The 20,887-nt window shown below is 55.4% G+C and carries 18 protein-coding genes and 1 pseudogene; 11 read left to right on the top strand and 8 right to left on the bottom strand.

The window, feature by feature from the left end:
* Positions 1–50: 50 nt before the first annotated feature.
* Genes CC94_RS0104315 through CC94_RS0104305 form a run of 3 tightly spaced genes read left to right on the top strand, consistent with a single transcriptional unit; the run spans position 51 to position 3,009 of the window.
* Positions 51–1,151, top strand: a complete 1,101-nt coding sequence (locus tag CC94_RS0104315; protein WP_005374243.1) for a DUF2817 domain-containing protein — start codon at positions 51–53, stop codon at positions 1,149–1,151.
* Entirely contained in the window at positions 1,144–2,256 is a 1,113-nt protein-coding gene (locus CC94_RS0104310) for a GNAT family N-acetyltransferase/peptidase C39 family protein (RefSeq protein WP_005374242.1), read from the top strand. Before CC94_RS0104315 ends, CC94_RS0104310 begins: the two co-directional genes overlap by 8 nt.
* A gap of 27 nt (positions 2,257–2,283) precedes the next feature.
* A complete protein-coding gene (locus CC94_RS0104305; RefSeq protein ID WP_005374241.1) occupies positions 2,284–3,009 on the top strand; it encodes an SDR family NAD(P)-dependent oxidoreductase in 726 nt (241 codons plus the stop codon).
* A 142-nt stretch (positions 3,010–3,151) separates the two neighbouring features.
* Here CC94_RS0104305 and CC94_RS0104300 read toward each other — a convergent pair whose 3' ends face one another.
* On the bottom strand, positions 3,152–4,147 hold the full coding sequence (locus CC94_RS0104300; RefSeq protein ID WP_005374239.1) for a hypothetical protein: 996 nt from the start codon (positions 4,145–4,147) through the stop codon (positions 3,152–3,154).
* Positions 4,148–4,502: 355 nt separating this feature from the next.
* Here CC94_RS0104300 and CC94_RS22820 point away from each other — a divergent pair, with 355 nt between their 5' ends.
* Together CC94_RS22820 and glmS are read left to right on the top strand one after the other, a co-directional pair.
* A complete protein-coding gene (locus CC94_RS22820) occupies positions 4,503–4,931 on the top strand; it encodes a transposase (protein ID WP_005374237.1) in 429 nt (142 codons plus the stop codon).
* 654 nt (positions 4,932–5,585) lie between these two features.
* Entirely contained in the window at positions 5,586–7,418 is a 1,833-nt protein-coding gene (gene glmS, locus CC94_RS0104285; protein WP_005374235.1) for a glutamine--fructose-6-phosphate transaminase (isomerizing), read from the top strand.
* 31 nt (positions 7,419–7,449) lie between these two features.
* On the opposite strand, the gene CC94_RS0104280 is transcribed toward glmS, so the two are convergent.
* The 5 genes and pseudogenes from CC94_RS0104280 to CC94_RS0104260 form a co-directional block, all read right to left on the bottom strand.
* A complete protein-coding gene (locus CC94_RS0104280; RefSeq protein ID WP_005374232.1) occupies positions 7,450–8,256 on the bottom strand; it encodes a Crp/Fnr family transcriptional regulator in 807 nt (268 codons plus the stop codon).
* 389 nt (positions 8,257–8,645) lie between these two features.
* A complete protein-coding gene (locus CC94_RS22815; RefSeq protein WP_005374231.1) occupies positions 8,646–8,897 on the bottom strand; it encodes a DUF2934 domain-containing protein in 252 nt (83 codons plus the stop codon).
* A 697-nt stretch (positions 8,898–9,594) separates the two neighbouring features.
* Entirely contained in the window at positions 9,595–9,978 is a 384-nt protein-coding gene (locus CC94_RS0104270) for a hypothetical protein (protein ID WP_005374229.1), read from the bottom strand.
* A gap of 134 nt (positions 9,979–10,112) precedes the next feature.
* Positions 10,113–10,655: pseudogene (gene cobO, locus CC94_RS0104265) on the bottom strand (cob(I)yrinic acid a,c-diamide adenosyltransferase); the annotation flags it as partial.
* A 128-nt stretch (positions 10,656–10,783) separates the two neighbouring features.
* Positions 10,784–11,692 (bottom strand): carbohydrate kinase family protein, encoded by a 909-nt coding sequence (locus CC94_RS0104260; RefSeq protein WP_005374225.1) that lies wholly within the window; start codon positions 11,690–11,692, stop codon positions 10,784–10,786.
* Between the two features lie 158 nt (positions 11,693–11,850).
* Here CC94_RS0104260 and dhaL point away from each other — a divergent pair, with 158 nt between their 5' ends.
* A complete protein-coding gene (dhaL, locus tag CC94_RS0104255; RefSeq protein WP_005374223.1) occupies positions 11,851–12,495 on the top strand; it encodes a dihydroxyacetone kinase subunit DhaL in 645 nt (214 codons plus the stop codon).
* Here dhaL and dhaK read toward each other — a convergent pair.
* On the bottom strand, positions 12,478–13,467 hold the full coding sequence (gene dhaK, locus CC94_RS0104250; RefSeq protein WP_005374221.1) for a dihydroxyacetone kinase subunit DhaK: 990 nt from the start codon (positions 13,465–13,467) through the stop codon (positions 12,478–12,480). The genes dhaL and dhaK overlap by 18 nt on opposite strands.
* Positions 13,464–14,321 (bottom strand): HAD-IIA family hydrolase, encoded by an 858-nt coding sequence (locus CC94_RS0104245; protein WP_005374220.1) that lies wholly within the window; start codon positions 14,319–14,321, stop codon positions 13,464–13,466. The genes dhaK and CC94_RS0104245 overlap by 4 nt, the downstream gene beginning before the upstream one ends.
* A 791-nt stretch (positions 14,322–15,112) precedes the next feature.
* On the opposite strand from CC94_RS0104245, the gene hxlA reads away from it, so the two are divergent.
* The 5 genes from hxlA to CC94_RS0104220 all read left to right on the top strand — a co-directional run bounded on the left by hxlA (position 15,113) and on the right by CC94_RS0104220 (position 20,550).
* Complete coding sequence (hxlA, locus tag CC94_RS0104240) at positions 15,113–15,754, top strand: 3-hexulose-6-phosphate synthase (RefSeq protein ID WP_005374219.1); 642 nt, start codon at positions 15,113–15,115, stop codon at positions 15,752–15,754.
* Positions 15,755–15,756: 2 nt separating this feature from the next.
* A complete protein-coding gene (hxlB, locus tag CC94_RS0104235; RefSeq protein WP_005374218.1) occupies positions 15,757–16,290 on the top strand; it encodes a 6-phospho-3-hexuloisomerase in 534 nt (177 codons plus the stop codon).
* Positions 16,291–16,411: 121 nt separating this feature from the next.
* Positions 16,412–18,406: a transketolase gene (gene tkt / locus CC94_RS0104230; protein WP_005374217.1), complete on the top strand. Its 1,995-nt coding sequence runs from the start codon at positions 16,412–16,414 to the stop codon at positions 18,404–18,406.
* Positions 18,403–19,236 (top strand): hypothetical protein, encoded by an 834-nt coding sequence (locus CC94_RS24220; protein WP_005374216.1) that lies wholly within the window; start codon positions 18,403–18,405, stop codon positions 19,234–19,236. The genes tkt and CC94_RS24220 overlap by 4 nt, the downstream gene beginning before the upstream one ends.
* Positions 19,237–19,326: 90 nt before the next feature.
* A complete protein-coding gene (locus CC94_RS0104220; protein ID WP_157203369.1) occupies positions 19,327–20,550 on the top strand; it encodes a hypothetical protein in 1,224 nt (407 codons plus the stop codon).
* Positions 20,551–20,887: the final 337 nt, after the last annotated feature.

The raw sequence follows: 20,887 nt of genomic DNA, 5'->3' as shown, positions 1-20,887 counted from the left end.
GGCGGCGTGATACGATAACGCCCTCGAAACTGAAAATCGCCGCGGATTGCATGTCTTACCGTTTACCGTTCGTGCCGTTGAATACGGAGGTTTTTCCCGAAAGCTATGCCGCGGCCAGAGCGCGCTGGCTGGCGCTGCTGTCCGGATTGCCGGATGCCGGGCATCGGGCTTTTCCATGTGCCGGCGCCGGTCCCGAGGGCGAGCCCTTGTTTACCGACAGCGTCTGGATCGGGCCGCCGCAAGCCGACAGAGTCATCGTGCTGCTCGGCGGCACGCACGGTATCGAAGGTTATGCGGGCAGTGCGATTCAGATCGACCATTTGCAGATGCTGGCCGCAGGCGATATCGCGCTGCCGGCGCGCACCGCGTTATTGGCCGTGCATGCGCTGACTCCGTGGGGCTATGCCTGGCGGCGGCGCTGCGATGCGGACGGGATCGATCTGAACCGCAACTTCGTCGATTTTTCGGAGCCTTTGCCCGTAAACGACGGCTACAGAGAATTGCGCGAGGCGCTGTTTCTGGACGATCCCGAACAAAGGCGAAAATGGCTGGCCGATTTTGAAAGGCGCCACGGCCGAATCGCGCTCGAAAAGGCCGTTAGCGCCGGCCAGTATCACGATCCGAAAGGCCCTTTTTACGGTGGCGGCAGACTCAGCCACGGGCGGCAGGTGATCGAGCGATTGTTCGACATCCATGCGCTTCCGGAGCGGGATCTGAGCGTGATCGATCTGCATACCGGCCTCGGCGCGTACGGCTACGGCGAGATCATCTGCGACCACGAACCGGGCAGCGCCGGCACCGCGGAGGCGGTGCGCCTGTACGGCGATTCGGTCACCCTGCCTTTGCTCGGCACGTCCAGTTCGGTGCCGAAATCCGGTCTGCTCGATTATGCCTGGCACAAGATCATGAATGCGCAGAGCTGCTATGTTACGCTCGAGTTCGGCAGTTACAGCACCGACCGGCTGTTCGAGGTGCTCCTGCGCGATCATCAATTATGGGGCGAGCCGGCGCCGATCGATGTGCGCGGGCGGCACAGCGCCGCGATGCTGCGGCATTTTTGTCCCGCCGACCGGGCCTGGCGCGAAATGGTGCTGTTTCGTGCCCGTCAGGTAATCGCACAGGCTTTGGCGGGATGGCAGGCGGATGAATAGCGAAGCGATCCTGATCCGGCCGGCCAATCTCGACGACCTCGACGGCCTCGTCAAGCTCGAAAACGACAGTTTCGAAACCGACCGCTTGAGCCGGCGCAGTTTCCGGCACTGGATACTGGCCGAGCATCGGGCGCTTTTGATTGCCGAGGTCGAGCGCCGGGTTGCGGGCTATATCCTGGTCATCTACCATCCCGGCACTTGGCTGGCGCGGGTCTATTCGCTGGCGGTCAACCGCCGGCTTCGAGGTACCGGGATCGCCAAAATGCTGATGGCGGCCGGCGAGCAGGCCGCGCTCGACAGCGGCAGGCTGTACCTCAGGCTCGAAGTCAGCGTCGACAATACGCCCGCGATCCGCCTCTACGAAAGGCTGGGCTTCCAGCAGTTCGGCCTGTACCGGGACTATTACGAAGATCACAGGGACGCGCTCCGCTTCCAGAAAACGATCCGCCATTATCACGATACCCTCCAGCATAAGCCCGTGCCCTGGCTCCGGCAAACGACCCCGTTTACCTGCGGCCCCGCCTCCCTGATGATGGCGATGCACGGGCTGAACGACGCGTATCAGCCTTCGCGCGAGGAAGAAATCAATCTGTGGCGCGAGGCGACGACGATCTTCATGACCTCCGGCCACGGCGGCTGTCATCCTATCGGCCTGGCGCTGGCGGCGAAGCGGCGCGGCTTCCGGGTCGAAGTCTGGATCAGCCGGCGGCTGGAGACGCTGTTCATCGACGGCGTGCGCAGCGAAGAGAAGAAACAGATACTGGAGCTGGTCGACAATTCGTTCAAGCGCGATGCCGAAGTGCAGGGCATTCCGATCCATTATGCGAACGTCACTCAGAACGATTTAATCGCGGCGTTCAATAGCGGCGCGATTCCGGTGATCCTGATCAGCACCTATCAGCTGGACCGGAAAAAAGCGCCGCACTGGGTAGTGATGAGCGGCTATGACGAGACCTGCCTGTACATGCACGATCCCGATCCCGATGAGGATCACCGGAGCGAGCTGGACTGCCAGTTCGTGCCGGTCGCGCGCAACGATTTCGACCGGATGTCCTGCTTCGGCAAGAACCGGCTGCGGACTGCGGTGATTCTCTGGCCGGAGTGAGTAAACGCTGTTTTGGCGAGTAAAAAGATGAAGACGCTATTGATTACAGGCAGCACGTCGGCCATCGGGCTGGCTGTCTGCCAAGCGCTGGCCGAGCGCGGAGCGCAGCTGGTGCTGCATTATCACGCTAACCGGCAAAAGGCCGACGTGCTGGCCGCCTGGCTGGATGCCCGGGGCGGCGAGTACAGTTTCTGTCAAACCGACCTGACCCGGCCCGGTAACGCGAAGGCGCTGATCGCTCATGCGCTGGAGCGCTTCGGCCGGCTCGACGGACTGGTCAACGGGGTCGGGCCCTACGTTTACAAAAACATTCTGGAAGTTACTCCCGAGGACTGGCTGGCCGACATCGACCTGAATCTGAACTCGTGTTTCCATACCTGCCATTACGCGCTGGACGCCTTGCGGCTTAGCCGGGGGCAGATCGTCAATTTCGCGTTTTCCGGCGTGGACAACATCAAGCCCTGGCCGATGTCGGCCGGTTACTCGTCCGCCAAAACCGGCGTCGCGGCCTTGACCAAAAGCCTGGCGGCGGCGCTGGCGCCGGACAAGGTGCGGGTCAACGCGATCTGCCCCGGCCTGACCGAAGACCAGGACATCGGCGCCGAGGAACGGCAGGCGATGGCCGCGCAGATTCCTTACGGCCGGCCGGTGATGCCCGAGGAAATCGGCAAAACGGTCGCCTGGCTGATTTACGACAGCCCCGAAATCATCACCGGCTCGCTGCTTTCGGTGTCGGGTGGGTGGGAGTATTGATTTTCATCTCGTCCCCACACCCCGCGTAGTACGGTAGGATGGGCTGACGCAGGAAGTCCATCGGTCGCGATGTCCCACAAGGCGGACTGCTGGTGCGAATCCGCTCTACAGGCTAAGGAGTTGCAAGGCTGGCTTTGCGAATCTAAGGATTGGATGGCGTATCCGCCGGCAAAAAAATGCTTTTCAACTCTTCCGGCACCAGCGCGTAATTCCGCCAGATCCGCTCCACATCTTCCTGATTGTGAGGCCCGAAGCGGTCCGGAAACTTTTTCAGCATCGCGATGCCGTCGGCGACCTGCGCGCGGTGCAGCGAGGCGACCGCTTGAATGACCAATAACAGGTTATCTTCGGCGATCGGCGCTTCCCGTTCGAGATAAGTGTTGATCATATTGGCAAATTCGAGGGACGGCATCTGAACCGGAAGAAAAAGGATCCATTTTTCTATTTCGTGATCCGTGGTGGCGCGCATGATTTCCCCGAGAAGCTTATAGATCGGCTTCTCGCAACGCGAATAAGCCCAGATGTAGTTCAGCACCCATCCCCGATTGTCGTCCGTCAGATCGCCCGCATGCAGGATCGGTTCGGCCTGCCGTCGAAGTTCCTCGGCAATTTCGGAAAGCTGATATTTGCCGATGAAATCGCTGGCAAGATACTTCAAGTTCTTGTGGCTTTTCGGTTCTATCCAGGTGCCGAGTATCTTCACAGTTTCCTTCGGGCGCATTTTGACGAGCGTATCGAAAAACTCGAGGCTCTCGGTAAACGTATATTCATTTCCCTCCGGGCGGGCCGGATAAAAAAGCGTGGGTGTTTGATTAATCTGGCTGGCGATTTCCTTTAACAAATGAAAAACTTCATCCGGAGTCAGTACGCTGTAGGCCTTCAATGCCTGGTAAACCTGTTCCTGGCTCTCGTGCAGAAGATTTTTCAGAATCTCTTCCCGGAACAGATGCGAAGTATATTCATACGTCAATCCTATGATCACCGCAACGATCAGCGCGATCGACATATGCTCCGCCCATTTCTGCAAAACTTCCGGCAAGCGGGGTTCGAAGTATTTCAAAAAGAGCGCAGTGATCAGAATAATGCCGAAAATAACGAAAGGGATGGCCGAGTATGAATTTTTGTTTAGGGATGGCATTGATTCTCTCCAAAAAACCCCATCCTTGTTTGAAAAACGGCCGCAGGAAAGGTTCAGCTCTTTAGGATGGGGTCAATCATAACGTTCCCCATAGTTCCCACGTCCCGCGTCCACGAACCGCGGAGTGGGGCAACTGTAGATAAAAGGTACGCACAGCGTACCCTACGGAGCTGCTTTTGCCGTTTCATGCCGGGGGCTGTGCAGAAATTAATCGCGTATGTGCGGAACCGCACCGATTTCCTGTAACGCTAACGCTACTTTATCCCTCAAGGATTCAGGAATGCGTTGCAAAAATGATTCTTTTTTGTTCCGTTTGTTTATACAGGCGCGCGGAACTTCAATATAAAGGAATGCTATGAATCGATATAGAAATATCCCCGGGCGCGTGCATGGCGGCTACCAACTGGTCTGGGTCCCGAAAAGAAGAATGAAAGTAGTATTCATCGGGGGGAATTTGAGAAGATATTTGGGGCATTTTTTAAATGAGTCTGCTAAGCAAAAAAGTATTTTTATTGTAGAAGGCAACGTGTTTAACGACCCTAATAAAAGGTATTGTAGCGGATCTGAAAAACACGCCCATCCTAGAATGGTGGGCTATCTGAAAGGCCACGGCACGTTGGAGATAAGTCAGAATTTTAAAAGAACCCAAAAGCCTGGCCATGAAAAAAGTTATTCAATAGATCGATATTCCGTTATCGGTTCGGCCAATCGTCTTTCCGATAAAGAATATTTCGATGATTATGAAGCGGAAGAATTTTATTTCGCAAAATCGGGTTGGATGTGATTATGTGCGTTAGCGTACCGATTACATTGAAATAAATAATTAGTCTATAAAAAAGAGAATAAGATACTTAATCTATCGCATTGCAGTAAAAGCTTGCTGTAGGAAAACTCCCGTCATTCGATTTACCGTCATACTTGCATAGGCACAGGGCACAAGGGGAATTTTTAGGAATCTGTAGGGATGCGGAAGTTAGGGCAATTGAGGGGTGGATCCGGATCCAGTTCATAGGGATATGATCGGACTTGCCAGCGAGGCGGCTGGTTTCGGCATTTCTTTTGTGTCCTGTGCCTATGCCGGAATGGCGGTATTTTTTAACGAATCGCGGGTACGGCGGAAACCGGCAATCGTCCGGAAAATCACAGGTACCGACAGGTAACCTGTTGTCGAATCAGCTTATTCGTTTATGCAAATCATGTAATATTCAGCACAGGTTTCCGGGATACGGGCCGGCAATGCCGTTAAACATAAGATGAGAAATTCGCAGGGTGCCAGGTAAGAGGGACCGATAGGCAAAAGTAGATGCCGGCAGGCGACCTGCCGGTGAGTCGTCGTTCTCCGGCGGAACCGCTGGCGCGTTCCGCCTTACTACGCGGCTTCCAAAGTAGGGCGGATGCCGATAGGCGATCCGCCTATGCACCAGAAAGGAGGGTACGGATGTGTGGAATTGTAGGCGGTGTAGTTAAAAGTAATTTAGTCCCCATTTTAATGGACGGACTAAAAAAGCTGGAATACCGGGGTTATGATTCGGCCGGTTTGGCCGTTATCGGCGAGCAGGGGATATGCTGTAAGCGCATGCAGGGTAAAGTCAAGAATCTTCAGGATCTCCTGGATGAAGATCCGATTTCCGGTTGTACCGGCATCGCGCATACCCGCTGGGCCACCCACGGCAAACCGAGTTCCGAGAATGCGCATCCGCATATTTGCCGGAACAAGATCGCCGTCGTGCATAACGGCATTATCGAAAATTACCGGCAACTGCAGGAGCAGCAGCTGAAAAACGGCTATGTGTTCGCTTCGGAAACCGATACTGAAGTGATCGTGAACGAGATTTTCGACGCCTTGCGCCATACGGACGGGCTCTTGAATGCCGTCAAGCGGTCCATCCCCAAATTCGAGGGAACTTATGCCCTGGGCATCATGAGCAACGACGAGCCGGGTCTTCTGGTCGCCTGTCGGCAAGGCAGCCCCCTGGTTATCGGGGTCGGGGCCGGCGAATATTTCATCGCCTCCGATGTGGCCGCTTTGCTCCCGGTCACGCAACGCTTCATCTTTCTGGAAAACGGCGATATTGCGGCGATTCGTCAGAGCGGCGTAACGGTTTTCGACAGGAATGGCCGGAAAGCGGTACGTCCGGTAAAGGAAAGCCTGTTAACGGCCGACTCGATCGAAAAAGGCGAATACCGCCATTTCATGCTGAAGGAGATTTTCGAGCAGTCTTTTGCCGTCGCGCGTACGCTGCAAGGTCGATTCGTGGATAACCGGCTGCAGGAAAGCGCTTTCGGACGCCGTGCCGCCGAAATCTTCGATGCCGTCAGGGCCGTGCAGATCGTGGCCTGCGGCACCAGTTACCATGCCGGCCTGATTGCCCGCTACTGGCTTGAAAGACTGGCCCGGATCCCCTGCAGCGTCGAAATCGCCAGCGAGTTTCGTTACCGGGAGCCGATACTGGGCCCGGACACCCTGGCCGTCGCCATTTCGCAATCCGGCGAAACTGCGGACACGCTGGCAGCGCTCCAGGAAGCCAAAAAACGGGGGGCGAAATATTCGCTGGCGATCTGCAATGTGCCCGAAAGCTCGCTGGTCAGAGAGGCCGACGCGGTATTGATGACCCGGGCGGGTCCCGAAATCGGGGTAGCCTCGACCAAAGCCTTTACTTCGCAGCTGACCGTATCGATGTTGCTGGTCATCGCGCTTGGAAGGCGGTTCGGACTGTCCGAGGCGCTCGAACGCCAAATTACCGCCGAATTGTTCAATCTGCCGGCCGAAATCGAAAAAGTTCTGCAGCTGAATGACGAAATCAAAAATTTGGCGAGACAGTTCACCGAGAAACATCATGCGTTGTTTTTAGGCCGGGGAAGCCATTACCCGATCGCGCTGGAGGGAGCGCTGAAGCTGAAGGAAATCTCCTATATCCATGCCGAGGCCTATCCGGCGGGCGAGCTGAAACATGGCCCCCTGGCGCTGATCGATGCGGGGATGCCGGTCGTTACGGTCGCGCCGAACGACCACATGCTCGAAAAACTGAAAGCCAATATGGAGGAGGTGAGCGCCCGGGACGGGCAACTGATCGTGTTCATCGATGAACGGCTCGCATCGGCGGTTGAGGCCGGCAACTTCAAGATTATCAAGGTGCCGCAGGTCGAAAACCATCTCTCGCCCGCCGTTTACAATATCCCTTTGCAGCTGTTGTCTTATCATGTCGCGGCTTTGAAAGGCACCGATATCGATCAGCCGAGAAATCTTGCGAAATCGGTCACCGTGGAATAGCCCATTCAAAGGAGCAGGCCGTTGCGGTCATTTATTTATGAATATAACGGGCCGGCATGACTTTATGGAGGGTGCGGGGAGGCGAGATAAAATCGGAGGAAACTTGCGGGTAATAGTGAGTCAATAAGCGCTTGAATTCCTGTTTCACTATTTTGTAGCATTCGCAGGCCTGGTTCTCCAGCCCTGGCCTGTCGATGATGGTGATATGGCCGCGGCTGTAGTTGATCAGGCCTTTTTTCTGAAGTTTGCCGGCGGCTTCGGTAATCCCTTCGCGCCTGACGCCGAGCATGTTCGCGATCAGTTCCTGGGTCATCGCCAGTTCTTTCGACGGGAGCCGGTCGAGAGTCGAGAGCAGATAGCGGCACAGTTGCTGTTCTATCGAATGATGCCGGTTGCAGACCGCAGTCTGCGCGGTCTGGGTAAACAGAGCCTGGGTATAGTGCAGCAATAATTTTTGCAGCATGCCGTCGCGGCGGCCGCCCGAACGGTTGAGCTCCTGCCGGAGGATGCTGCCTTTCAGGCGATAGGCATGGCCGGCGCTTTGCACGACCGCCAGGTTATGCATCGATTCGCCGCTCATGAACAGGGATACGCCCAGCATGCCTTCGTTGCCGACGCCGGCAATTTCGGCGGAAGTGCCGTTCTCCAGCAGATTCAGCAGGGAAATAACGGAAGTGGTGGGAAAATACACATAAAAGAGCGGATGGTTCAACTCGTAAAGCACCTGGCCCTGTTTGATCTGGATCAGTTCCAGCATCGGCGACAGCCGCTCCTGGGTATGCCGGGGCAGCGCATTGAGCAGGGAATTCTGTTGTGGATTGGAGTCATATGCAAGCATAATAAAATAGCCTCTCTGCCAGCCAGCGGCGGCGAAGTGGAATATGGATTTAAGGCGCTTAATCGACAGTTCGTCATTAAGATGACCGAGTTTGTTGTATTCGAAAAATCTTTAATACCGTTAAGCTAACGCAGCCTTTCTTATTTCCGTACTGCCGGAAAGACGAGATTTATATTAATTTAACGGTATTGTTTCATTCGAGAGGTAATTCGAATGCAATGAATGGCGCTTGAGTCTTTTTAATAAAATAGTAAATCGTGATGAAAGATAAGGATGTCATATTTCTATTCATTCTGATGTCACTAATTTTGGTGATAAAATAATCATTGTTCGCAGATTAATTATTTTACTTGAAGGCGAGTTTTTTATTTTATTCCGATATTGATCGGCTATCCTTGCGGAATATTAATTTCCCGTTCTGCAGAGTACCAGTCTTCCAATTCATGCCCCGGCTCGAATCCTCTTTGTTCCGCTTTGTAATAAGCCAGCTGGGCAATTCTGGCTTCGCGGTCGAAGTTCATTTCCGGATCTTCTTGATAGACGGACAGGACCCGCTCTTGCTCAAACCCTTCTTGACCCGGAGTTGGTTCTAGCTCTACCGAAGCGTCGTCCTTGGTGACTTTGGGATTTCTGGAAGCCATTTTTTCTACCTCGCATAGGGTTGAAATTATTGAATATAAGTACGTTTAAAACAGCAGAGAATGAGTCTGCATCATTTTTTCTTGAATAAAGCGGTTTAAAAACGATATGAAAATCTTTGTTTTAATTTGAGAAATTTAGTTAATATATTCGTTAATTATCAGTGTATCTTACTTTACAGTAAAAAAAATAATTGTAAACGCGTAAAAAAGAAGGATTAATGATAAGGAATGGATAGAATAACTATCCGTATGGGAAGGAAAAAATCGTTCCGTATGGGAAGGCGGAATCGTTAAAGTCGTGCTGCCGAGTAAGCTTTATTCGATAAAGTTTTTTATTCGGTATTCGAGCGAGTAATCGAATGACAGGGATCAGTTTCAGTATTTATTGTTTCGGTATCGCGCGCGAAGCGGCGCGTGAACGGGATGTCTTCTCCCTTGACGAAAGCGGCTTTAGTTCCCGCTCCTGTTGGGCTTTATGCTGGGCAGGCCAGGACGAAACTTTGCGTCTCCCGGCCGATGTGCCCGGTCGAACGAACGTCATCGGCTTCCTAAACCGGGATAATGAAATACGAGCGGTTACCTTGGGTTGCCTACCCCTTCGAGAAACACAATGGGATAATACAACGGTTGGAAGCTTAACTGGCGGGAATGAAGCGGAAGCCATATTTAACATGGCTTCCGGAACCGAAACGGCCGTTTAGATTTGTTTTTTGATGAGGGTCTTGCCGTCGATGACCAGTTCGGAAATGCCGCCCAGCGAACCGTGCAGAGTGCAGGAGGCTTCCTTGAATTTCTTTTCGCCCTTCCATTTCAGGGTGATATAGGTTTCCTTGTCGGTTTGAGGATCTTCGGCGGGAAAGAACACTTCTTCGCCGGTTTCTTTCAGAATCGCGGCCGGACATTTCTGGTTGGCCATTTGCTGGATCGCGACATAGTTTCTGAGCATCGACTGCGCTTCGACTTGCTGCGGCGATTCCTGCTTGCTGACCGCAACGACGACAAAACCGATGACAAAGACGCCGATCACGGCCCACATCAGCTTGGTAGCGTCGCTCATTTTTTCTTCGGTCTCTTCACTCATTTGGCACCTCTGATTTGTTATTGATGAATTATCCCTGTTAGGCTTGGCCCGGTCGCCCGGTTAACTTCCCTACGAATTCTAAGCGAATTGCGCTTTTCCGGCAATGCAAAGTGCCGGATCCCGAAAAACAAGGCCTAGAATTCTATTCCTTGTTCCGCCTTGATCCCTTTTTCAAAGGCGTGTTTGACCTGGGTCATTTCGGTGACCGTGTCCGCGATCGCAATCACTTCGGGCGGCGCGTTGCGGCCGGTCAAAATCAGGTGCATCCAGCGCGGCCGGTGCCGTTCGATGAATTCGGCGATTTCCCGGCCGCTGATCCAGCCATAGCCGCAGCAGTAATTGATCTCGTCCAGAACGACCACATCGAACGCTTCGGACAGGATTTTCCGTTTGCCCAACTCCCAGATTTCGCGGCTGGTCTTGATGTCCTGTTCGGGATTTTTGGTGTCCCAGGTAAAGCCGTCGCCGAGTGCATGCCATTCGATATTGTCGAAACGCCGGGCGGCTTTTTGCTCGCCGGTTTGCCACTGGCCTTTGATGAACTGGATCACGCAGACTTTCATGCCCCAGCCGGCGGCGCGGAACGCCATTCCAAACGCGCTGGACGATTTGCCTTTGCCCTCGCCGGTATTGACGACGATCAGGCCCTGACGTCTGTCTCTTGTTTTCATGATGTAGTGGGTTTTCTGATGATGAAGAGAATTGAATGGTAAAAACGGTTAGGTGTCGTAGGGTACGCTACGCGTACCTGAATTCAAAGCAACAACCAATATTCTTGCTTCAAAAAAGGTACGCACAGCGTACCCTACGCCGGGTCAGTGTGTTGAGCGAGCAGGCGGCTATGCTCGGCCCGTGTCGGCAGGCCGGGGCGGGCGCCCATCTTCGTACAGCACAGCGCGCCGGCCGCGCTGGCGTAACGCAGCACATCTTCCCAATCCATCCGTTGCGCGACGGCCGCCGCGAAGGCGCCGTGAAACGCATCGCCGGCCCCTGTCGAATCGACATCGGCGACTTTGAAGGCGGGCATGAAGCCCTGCGCGGCGCCGCGGCGCCAGGAGAGGCCTTTTTCGCCGAGCGTGATTACGACGTTCGGAGCGATATCAGCCAATCGGCCCAGCGCAAGTTCGACCGATCCTACGGCCTGTAGGGCGAATTTTTCCGAACAGACCAGGTAATCGACCAGGGTCATCAGTGCCTGCGTGCCTTCGTGCAGAGAGCCTGCATCGAGTACGGTCGGAATTTGCAGGCCGCGCAGTTCCCGGCAATAGGGGACGGAAACGCGGGGCTCGTGGCCGTCGAACAGTACCACTTGCGGCCGGATGCCGCTGAAATCCAGCGCATCGGCGGGTAGGGGATGGGTACCGATTTTATAGTTGATCAGCGCGCGCTTGCCGTCCGGTTTGACGAGCACCGTCGAGATCGGCGTGGGGACGGCGCCGCGCACGACCAGGCGGGTATCGACGCCGTGGTCGTGCAGTTCCTGCAGGTGCTTGTCGCCGTAGACATCCGCGCCGAGGTAGCCGGCGAAAGCGGCTTTCAAGCCCAGGTTTGCGACCATCACCGCCGCGTTCGCGGCCGGCCCTCCGCCGCAGTCGATAAAGCCGTCCGCAAAGGTTTTTTCGTCCGCGGCCGGGTGGTGGTCGACCGAGAATACCAGGTCGTAGGAGGCATGGCCGATACAGAGGACATCGACGTCAATCAGCGGTTTTTTCATCGGTGCTTGGAGTGGACAGCGCAACAAAATGAGCGTTATTCTAATCGAAAACCGTAGCCGTCCCCCTGCCGATTTCGAGCCGTTGCGCAACCGAAGTCGTTTTGCAAGCGCAGCATAGGGACGGTAGCACGAGAAAATCTTGTTTCATGGAGGTTAGAATGAATGTCAGTCCCGAAATTTTGCCCCGTCTGATCCAGGCGGTCGCCGATACGATCGAAAAAAATGCCGAGGAAGTGACCCAACTCGACCAAGCGATCGGCGACGGCGATCATGTGGTCAATTTGCAGCGCGGCATCCATGCGCTGCAGGCGCAGAGCGCGGAAATCGCGCAGACGGATTGGGTAGGGGCATTGCAGAAAATCGGGATGACCCTGATGTCGACGGTTGGCGGGGCTTCCGGTTCGCTGTACGGGACCTTGTTCGTGGCGATGAGCAAATCGCTGCGGGACAAACCGGTCGACCGGCAGCGCTTTGCAGACGCATTCGCGCAGGGCGTCGAGTCGGTCAAGCTGCGGGGCAGGGCGGATGCGGGCGAAAAAACGATGCTCGATGTACTGATTCCGGCCGCGCAAAGCCTGCAAAAATCGGCCGCTGCCTCCGAAGGATTGAAGGAGTCGCTGGCCGAGATCGTCAGGACCGCCGAAGCTGGCGTCGAGGCGACCCGCAACATGCTCGCGACCAAAGGCCGGGCTTCTTTTCTCGGCGAGCGTACGCTCGGCCATCTCGACGCGGGCGCGAAAACCGCGCAGTTGATGATTTCGGCGATTGCGGAAGCGCTTGCGTCTTCAGCAGCCCCAACGTAACGCGGCGGTATTGACCGGCGCGTCCCAGAGTCGGATCAGTTCCTCGTCCAGCATTGTCAACGTCAGCGAAGCGCCGGCCATGTCCAGCGAGGTGGTAAAATTGCCGACCAGGGAGCGGGCGATCTTCAGGCCGCGTTTCTCCCAGTGCTGGGCGGCCAGTTGATAAAGCAGATGCAGTTCGATCAGGGGCGTGCCGCCGAAGCCGTTCACATGCAGCAGCACGGACTGGCCGGGTTGCGGATTCAGTTCCTCGTCGATCGCGTGCGCCAACTGTTCGACGATTTCGCTGGCGCTTTGTAACGGAACCGTCTCGCGTCCGCGCTCGCCGTGGATGCCTACGCCCATTTCCATTTCGTTCTCGCCAAGCTCGAAAGTCGGCTTGCCGAGCGCGGGCACCGTGCAGCTGGTCAGTGCGACGCCGATCGAGGCGGTGGCCTCATTGACCCGGTCGCCCAGCGCTTTGCAGGCGGCCAGATCGGCGCCCGCTTCGGCGGCGGCGCCGACCATTTTTTCGACGATCAGCGTGCCAGCCACTCCGCGCCGTCCGATGCTGTGCGTCTTGGGCAGGGACACGTCGTCGTTGACCAATACGGTGGCGTTCGGCGCTTCGAACATTTCGGCCGCGATTTCGAAATTCATCACGTCGCCGGCATAATTCTTCACGATGAAGAGCACGCCGGCGCCTTGGTCGACCGCCTGCGCTGCGGCCAGCATCTGATCCGGCGTCGGCGAGGTGAAGATTTGTCCGGGGCAGACCGCATCGAGCATGCCGAGGCCGACAAAGCCGCTATGCAGCGGTTCGTGGCCGGAGCCGCCGCCGGAAATCAGTACGACTTTACCGGGCTTGGCCGGCTGCAGGCGTTTGATGAAGTGCGGCTGGAGGTTCAGTTCGACGATATCCGCATGGGCTTTCGCAAAGCCTTTCAGGCTGTCTTCGAGCAGGCTGTCGGGGACGTTGATGAATTTTTTCATGAGTGTGGCTCCGGCTGTAGAGTGGCTTGGCGGCGCAAGGCTTCGGTGGCGGCGATGATGTCGGGCATCAGCCAAGTCGGCCGATAATCGGAAGCGCGAAGGTCTTCTTCGCTCGAAATGCCGCTCAGCACCATCAGGCTGCGGATGCCGGTGCGCACCGCACCGAGGATGTCGGTTTCCAGGCGGTCGCCGATCGCAATCGTTTCGGCCGGATCGGAACCCAAAAGTTTCATCGCCTGGCGGTACATGATCGGTTCGGGTTTGCCGATGATCGTCGGCGAGACGCCGGTCGCGGCGGTCAGTGCGGCCAGAATCGCGCCGTTGCCGTGCGTGGTTCCGTACTCGGTCGGCAGCGTCGTGTCGCCGTTGGTGCCGACGAATTTGGCGCCGGCCCGTATGTTTAGCGTCGCAGTCGCCAGCTTGGCCCAGGTCAGGGTCGAGTCCTTGCCGCAGACGACGATGTCCGCGCCTTGCGCATCAGGGGTCTTGGGCGTGGGCAGCTCGTAAAGGCCGGTCAGGGTAAATCCCTGCTCGCGCAACGGCTCCAGGGCGCCGTCTTCGCCGACCACGAACACGCGGGTCGAAGCCGGGTCATGGAGTTCGGCGAGGTGCAGGGCGGTCGCCATGCCGGAGGTGAGTACTTGATTCTTCGAAACGGCGACGCCCATGCCGGCAAGTTTCGTGACATATTGATCCTGCGTCTGGCTGGCGTTGTTGGTCGCCAGGATGAAGCGGATGTCGAGATCGCGCAGAGTTTCGAAAAACGCGCACAATCCGGGCTGGGGAACGGAGCCGTGCCAGAGCACGCCGTCCATGTCGATGATCATCGCGCGGATGTTATTAAAAGGTTCCATTGTTATTTCTCTTCATGAATAACTCGCAGGTGTTCGCGGTGTTGACGATCTGCTGCGCTGCTCCCCTTATGCTGGGGTGTGCCGGAGTAATGGTTAGAATCAAGGATCGTCCGCTCGCCCTATTTTATAATTTTAAGGTGGAGATAGGGTATTCAAGCCGAGCGCAACAGCTTGGCATAAACTTCAGGCGCTTGTCCAGTCCGTTTGCTGGAAGCAAGCCAAGCAGAATGCGGCCATCGTCAACCGGGCCTGGGCAAAACGTTACGAGGCGTTGAAAGATGCTTGCCCGAGGAAAAAAGAAACAAAAGAACTGGTTAGAGATCGTGCAACAGAGCAATCGCACTATGCCGGTTTGGTGCGTGAAATCCCTCTTTCTCCGGGAGAGGGTGGAGTGAGAAGGGAGGGGATTAAAAGGACTTTTTCCTTCTAAAAAATCCTGTTTTTCCTATTTTGTTAGAGGGAAAAGGATGGCGGAATGTAGATAAGCCATTTGAATCCCCTCACTCTAACCCTCTCTCGAAGGGAAAAGAGGGCGAAAAGCCGCTGTTTTTGACATAGCGCGATCGCCCTGGATCGTGCCGGGATTGAGAAGACAACTACAGCAAAGTCGAGTAAAATTGCCAAATTTTAAGGACAAATGATCCACGTACAGGCTGGTTTTCAAACCAGCCCAAAAGGCCGCGGCTGTATTCGGCAAGGATCATTGACATGACTCCCCTTTCTAATTTACAGTAGCGTTCGCATTAACAGGTAACCCACCTATTACAATAACAAACCATTGGAGCAATAACATGGCAAAACCATTAATTCAAATCGCTTTGGACTCTCTGGACTACAACGCAACCATCCAGTTGGCGGAAACCGTCGCGCCTCATGTCGACATTTTCGAAATCGGCACGCCTTGCATCAAACACAACGGTGTCAATCTGGTTAAGGACCTGCGCGCCAGATTCCCGGATAAACTGTTGCTGGTCGACCTGAAAACGATGGACGCCGGCGAATACGAAGCGACCCCTTTCTATGCGGCCGGCGCCGACATCTGCACCGTGCTGGGCGTATCCGGTCTGGCTACCTGCAAAGGCGTTATCAAAGCGGCCAACGCACACGGCGCCGAAGCACAAATCGACCTGATCAACGTTGAAGACAAAGTGGCTTGCGCACGCGCTTGCGCGGAAGCCGGCGCTCACATCATGGGTGTACACACCGGTCTGGACGCACAAGCGGCCGGCCACACTCCGTTCGGCGACCTGAACGACATCGCCAGATTGGGTTTGAACGTTAGAATTTCCGTCGCAGGCGGCATCAAGGCTTCGACCGTTCAAGACGTTGTCAGAGCCGGTGCGAACATCATCGTTGTTGGCGCTGCCATCTACGGCGCTCCATCCCCAGCTGACGCAGCGCGCGAAATCCGCGAATTGGTTGAAGCTGTATAACGATGCATCAGCAACTCATCATAGACAAAATTTCGGGCATTCTGTCGGCGACCGATTCTTCCCACGATCAGCGCCTGACCCGGATGCTTGATAATGCCAAGCGTATATTTGTTTCAGGCGCCGGTCGTTCCAAGCTCGTCGGCAATTTTTTTGCGATGCGGCTGGTGCACGCCGGTTACGATGTCAGTGTTGTGGGCGAGATTGTCACGCCCAGCATCAAAAGCGGCGACCTGTTGATTATCATTTCAGGCTCGGGCGAAACCGAGCAGTTGATAGCCTTCACGAAAAGCGCGAAAAAAGTCGGCGCGGACATTGTGTTGATTTCGGCAAAGAGCAGCTCGACGATAGGCGACATGGCCGATGCGGTTTTCCAAATCGGCCAGGCTGAACAATACGGCAAAGTGGTCGGCATGCCGATGGGTACCGTTTTCGAACTGTCCACCCTGTTTTTTCTGGAAGCCACCATTTCTCATATCATCCATGAGAAGGGTATCCCGGAAGAAGTCATGAGAGAAAGGCACGCTAACCTGGAATAGCGAAAACCAAGAACGGGCGGCCCAGGCTGCCCGTTCTTTTCTCATGCGTTTGGCGACCCAATCAAGTGACGCTGAATAGGCTGATTAACTCAACATCATTATACCAACGAAGGAGAAGACTATGGCTTCGCGCCGTGTTTTAGCTAACGCCATTCGCGCTTTGAGCATGGATGCGGTTCAAAAAGCAAATTCGGGTCATCCCGGCGCCCCGATGGGTATGGCGGATATTGCCGAGGTTTTGTGGAACGATCATATGCGCCACAACCCGGCCAATCCGAAATGGCCAAACCGCGACCGTTTCGTGTTGTCGAACGGCCACGGCTCCATGCTGATTTATTCCCTGCTGCACCTGACCGGTTACGATTTGTCGATCGAAGATCTGAAACAGTTCCGTCAATTGCACTCGAGAACACCAGGCCACCCGGAATACGGCTATGCGCCTGGCGTTGAAACGACGACCGGTCCTTTGGGACAAGGCATCACCAATGCGGTGGGCATGGCGATTGCCGAAAAAGCTCTGGCCGCGCATTTCAATAAGGACGATCATAAAATCGTCGACCACAAGACTTATGTGTTTCTGGGCGACGGCTGCTTGATGGAAGGCATCTCGCATGAAGCTTGCTCGCTGGCGGGCACGCTGGGCCTTGGCAACCTGATCGCGTTCTGGGATGACAACGGCATCTCGATCGACGGCCACGTCGAAGGCTGGTTCACCGACAACACTCCGAAACGTTTCGAAGCCTACGGCTGGCATGTCATTCCGGATGTCGACGGCCATGACGCGGAATCGATCAATAAAGCGATCGAGTTTGCGAAAGCGATGACCGACAAGCCGACGCTGATCTGCTGCAAGACCACGATTGGTTTCGGAGCGCCGAACAAGGCCGGCACTCATGCCTGCCACGGCGCGCCATTGGGTCAGGAAGAAATCAATCTGACCAAAGCGGCTCTGGGCTGGGATCACGACGCGTTCGAAGTGCCTGCGGATGTTTATGCAGGCTGGGATGCAAAGGCGAAAGGCGGTGCTGCGGAGATAGCCTGGCATGAGGCGTTTGCGGCTTACAAAGCGGCGCATCCTGAACTGGCGGTCGATTTCGAACGCCGGATGAACGGCGATCTGCCTGCCAATTGGCAAGCGGATGCGGACAGCTTTGTCGCTGCCGTCAACGCCGAAGCGAAAACTACCGCGACCCGTCTGTCGTCTCTGGCATCGATCGAAGGCTATGCCAAATTGCTGCCGGAAATTTTCGGCGGTTCGGCCGACCTCGGTTGCTCGAACATGACCGAATGGAAGGGTCATAAACCGATGCGCGCGAGCAAGCCGGATGCGAACTATGTGAACTACGGTGTACGCGAATTCGGGATGGCCGCGATCATGAACGGCATTACCCTGCACGGCGGTCTGATCCCGTTTGGCGCAACCTTCCTGATGTTCTCCGAATATGCGCGTAATGCATTGCGGATGGCGGCGTTGATGAAGATCCGTTCGATCTTCGTTTTCACTCATGACTCTATCGGTCTGGGCGAAGACGGTCCGACGCACCAACCGATCGAGCAAACCGCAACTTTGCGGATGATTCCGAGAATGCACGTTTGGCGGCCTTGCGACGCAGTCGAAACAGCCGTTTGCTGGCGTGCAGCGATCGAGCGTAAAGAAGGCCCCTCGACGCTGGTGTTCTCGCGGCAGAACCTGCCGCATATTCCGCGCAGCGAAGAGCAGATCAAATTGATTGCCCGCGGCGGTTATGTGTTGAAAGACTGCGAAGGGCTGCCGGACGCGATCATCATCGCGACGGGTTCCGAGATCGAATTGGCAGTGAAAGCGGCGGAAGAACTCGGCGCGAAAGATAAGAAGATCCGTGTCGTTTCGATGCCGTCCACCAACGTTTTCGATGCGCAGGATGCGGAATACCGTGAATCGGTATTGCCGTCGGCCGTTACCAAGCGGGTTGCCGTCGAAGCCGGCGTAACCGAGTTCTGGTGGAAATATGTCGGCTGCAACGGCAAGATCGTCGGTATCGATCACTTCGGTGAATCGGCGCCGGCCGGACAACTTTTCAAGGAGTTTGGCTTCACTGTTGAAAACGTAGTCAAAAACGTGGAAGCTGTACTTTGATTGAAAAAAGACGGGATGGCCCTGTCATCCCGTCGGTTGACGAGATCTTGGGCGCGGGCGGAGGCATAATCCCTGCGTTCAGGATCCCGATCCACATACTACGACTTATTAGGGTGAACAACGTGAAAATTATAAATATAACGAACGGTGCTTTTGCGGCTTTACTGTTGGCCAGCTCTGTTGCCGGAGCGGATTCTCAATATCCTGCTTCCGATTTTCAGCCGAAGGTGATTTATCAGGATCCCGAATACAAGCATCAGGCGGCATCCGCTCCGGCGGTGTCCAAAGCGGCGGACTCACAATATCCGGCATCTGACTTCCAGCCGAAGGTCGTCTATTCGGACTCTGACTACAAACCTGCTGCAGCCGATGCCGCGCCTGCCGGCAGACCGAGGAATGTAGCTGTCGAAGAAAGCGCGCCTGCTGCGGTAAGCCAGCCGGCAGCTCCGGCAATCGCTGCGGCGGAAGAAGCCAAACCTGCGGTCGAAGCGAAGCCTGCGGCCGAAGCCAAAAAAGAAGAGTCCAACTTCATTTATTTGATCGGTTTGGCAGTACTGGCGTTCGTCGGAGTGGTCTTTTTCAAGAAGCAAGCGCAGCCTGAAGGCCATGCGCCGAATGGTTCGGCGCGTCCGGCTGCAGGCGGTGCGACCGGCGTAGCGAAATATCTGAACCGCAAAGCCGGAACCGGCGTCTCCAGATACCTGGAAAAACAAGTCAAATCCGCTGCCGCAGCCGCTCCATCGACGGGGGTTGAAAGTCAGAAGGCTTCCGAAAGTACGCCATCAAAGCCGGTTTCCCGTGTCGAAAAATATCTGCGCGACCGGGGGTAATGGATGGATCAGGCTTACTTGATCAGCTTGGTCGAGGGATTGTATCCCTTCGGTAAGCGATCCAAAACAGAAACAAGAAAACAGCAATCATTGGCTCACTCCGGTGATGTTTACGAACAATCTTCCGGAGCGGCCGAGAACATGCCGGTCGTTGCGGCCAGTACCGGTGTCGCTCGCTATCTGAGCGCCCGGCCTCCGGAGTCCGGTGTAGCGCGGTATGTGAAAAAAAATAAATCACAGCCGGCTACCGGTGTCGGCAAATACTTGGTGGTGCAGGCGATCAAAGGGCGGGAAGAGGTGCGCGTCACCGGCGTCAGCAAATATCTGGCGCGTTTCGACAGCCATATGCCCGCCAGCGGTGTTGCGAAATATGTCGCGAAACAAATCATCCAGACCCAATATCTGCCGAAGCGTACTACGGTCGGCCGGTACATCACCCGTCAGGAAATTGCCGAAGCGAAACTTGCCGCATTGACCGGCGTTGCGAAATACCAAGCCGAACAGGATTTGCTGCAAAGAAGGCTCGATGCGCAGAAGCTGATCGAGCGCTATCGGGAAGAGGAAGCGCGTATTGCGGCCGAAAAAGCCGCGGCAACGGCGGCTCAACCGGAAGCCGTTGTGGAAGACCCGCAACCTGTAGAGGCTCCGGAAGTACCTACGGAAACCGGCGTCGGACGGTATTTTCAGCAACAGGCCGAAATTGAGAGCCAAAAACCGCCGGTCAGCAAAGTTGCCAAGTACATCGCTCAGCAAGTCGTTCGGGATAGCCTGAAGCCACGCCAGAGCGGCGTCGCCAAATATCTGGCAAAAAGCCGGGTCTATTATAAGCCGAAGCCGGCTGTCAGCGGCGTTGCCAAATATCTGGAAGCGCAGGCGCAGCTTGCAAAAACCAAACCTGTGTTTTCAGGCGTTGCCAAATATCTGATCAGGCAGAGAATATCGATTCCAAGCGCATCGGCTAAAACCAGCGGTGTGACAAGATACCTTTCCAGACAGGCGCCGATCGTCAATGGCAATACCGTCGTATCGCAGCAATCCGTTCCTCAAGAATTTGTGTTGACGGGAGTCGCTAAATACCTGAGCCGTCAGAACACGGCGGACCATGAGGGTCCTGATCCTGTCTTCGTACCGGCCGAGAGATGCTTGGAAGGCGAGTTCATTCCTGCGGCGGAAGCGGTCGAAGATGATGCCGTCACAACTAAAAAAGCGAAGGCTACCCGGGTTTCGAAATATATCAGCGAGCATCAGGCTCCGGCGAAAAAAGCAGGTAAAAAGCCCACGGGCGTTGAAAAGTACCTTCAGCAAACCGCCTGATTCGGCAAGCGGATATTTGAGCTTGTGTTCGTTTGGACCACAGGCTCATGCTTCCGGTCCGCTGGTCACCATGGTCGAAGTTTGGTTCGGGCAAGTGGGAAGCTAGAACTAACTTTTTCAGAGTTTGTCTTTAAAACATATCATCGGGCTTTTACGGCGCGATAAGTCGATAGGGCTATTGCGGTGCATGTCGCTTGGGCTATTCATTATTCCGCCTTCCCGTCAATCGATCTCTGCCATGGAGTCGACTGGTAAAGCGCCGCAACCCCCCTAGATCCTTTCAATATATTGCGTTTGTCTATCTTGTAGATGAATTGGCGCCAAAAACCGCCTTCAG

The sequence above is a fragment of the Methylomicrobium agile genome (assembly GCF_000733855.1).
GTDB classification, from domain to species: Bacteria; Pseudomonadota; Gammaproteobacteria; order Methylococcales; family Methylomonadaceae; genus Methylomicrobium; species Methylomicrobium agile.
The sequence above is the reverse complement of the archived record's forward strand: the minus strand, read 5'-3'. Positions and strand labels throughout refer to the sequence as shown.

Coding starts and splice junctions, on each gene's coding strand:
- CC94_RS0104300 (WP_005374239.1), bottom strand. CDS start 4,147: ATGCCATCCCTAAACAAAAATTCATACTCGGCCATCCCTTTCGTTATT.
- CC94_RS0104305 (WP_005374241.1), top strand. CDS start 2,284: ATGAAGACGCTATTGATTACAGGCAGCACGTCGGCCATCGGGCTGGCT.
- dhaK (WP_005374221.1), bottom strand. CDS start 13,467: ATGAAAAAATTCATCAACGTCCCCGACAGCCTGCTCGAAGACAGCCTG.
- CC94_RS22815 (WP_005374231.1), bottom strand. CDS start 8,897: ATGGCTTCCAGAAATCCCAAAGTCACCAAGGACGACGCTTCGGTAGAG.
- hxlB (WP_005374218.1), top strand. CDS start 15,757: ATGCATCAGCAACTCATCATAGACAAAATTTCGGGCATTCTGTCGGCG.
- CC94_RS0104315 (WP_005374243.1), top strand. CDS start 51: ATGTCTTACCGTTTACCGTTCGTGCCGTTGAATACGGAGGTTTTTCCC.
- CC94_RS0104260 (WP_005374225.1), bottom strand. CDS start 11,692: ATGAAAAAACCGCTGATTGACGTCGATGTCCTCTGTATCGGCCATGCC.
- hxlA (WP_005374219.1), top strand. CDS start 15,113: ATGGCAAAACCATTAATTCAAATCGCTTTGGACTCTCTGGACTACAAC.
- CC94_RS22820 (WP_005374237.1), top strand. CDS start 4,503: ATGAATCGATATAGAAATATCCCCGGGCGCGTGCATGGCGGCTACCAA.
- glmS (WP_005374235.1), top strand. CDS start 5,586: ATGTGTGGAATTGTAGGCGGTGTAGTTAAAAGTAATTTAGTCCCCATT.
- CC94_RS0104245 (WP_005374220.1), bottom strand. CDS start 14,321: ATGGAACCTTTTAATAACATCCGCGCGATGATCATCGACATGGACGGC.
- CC94_RS0104310 (WP_005374242.1), top strand. CDS start 1,144: ATGAATAGCGAAGCGATCCTGATCCGGCCGGCCAATCTCGACGACCTC.
- CC94_RS0104270 (WP_005374229.1), bottom strand. CDS start 9,978: ATGAGTGAAGAGACCGAAGAAAAAATGAGCGACGCTACCAAGCTGATG.
- CC94_RS0104280 (WP_005374232.1), bottom strand. CDS start 8,256: ATGCTTGCATATGACTCCAATCCACAACAGAATTCCCTGCTCAATGCG.
- dhaL (WP_005374223.1), top strand. CDS start 11,851: ATGAATGTCAGTCCCGAAATTTTGCCCCGTCTGATCCAGGCGGTCGCC.
- tkt (WP_005374217.1), top strand. CDS start 16,412: ATGGCTTCGCGCCGTGTTTTAGCTAACGCCATTCGCGCTTTGAGCATG.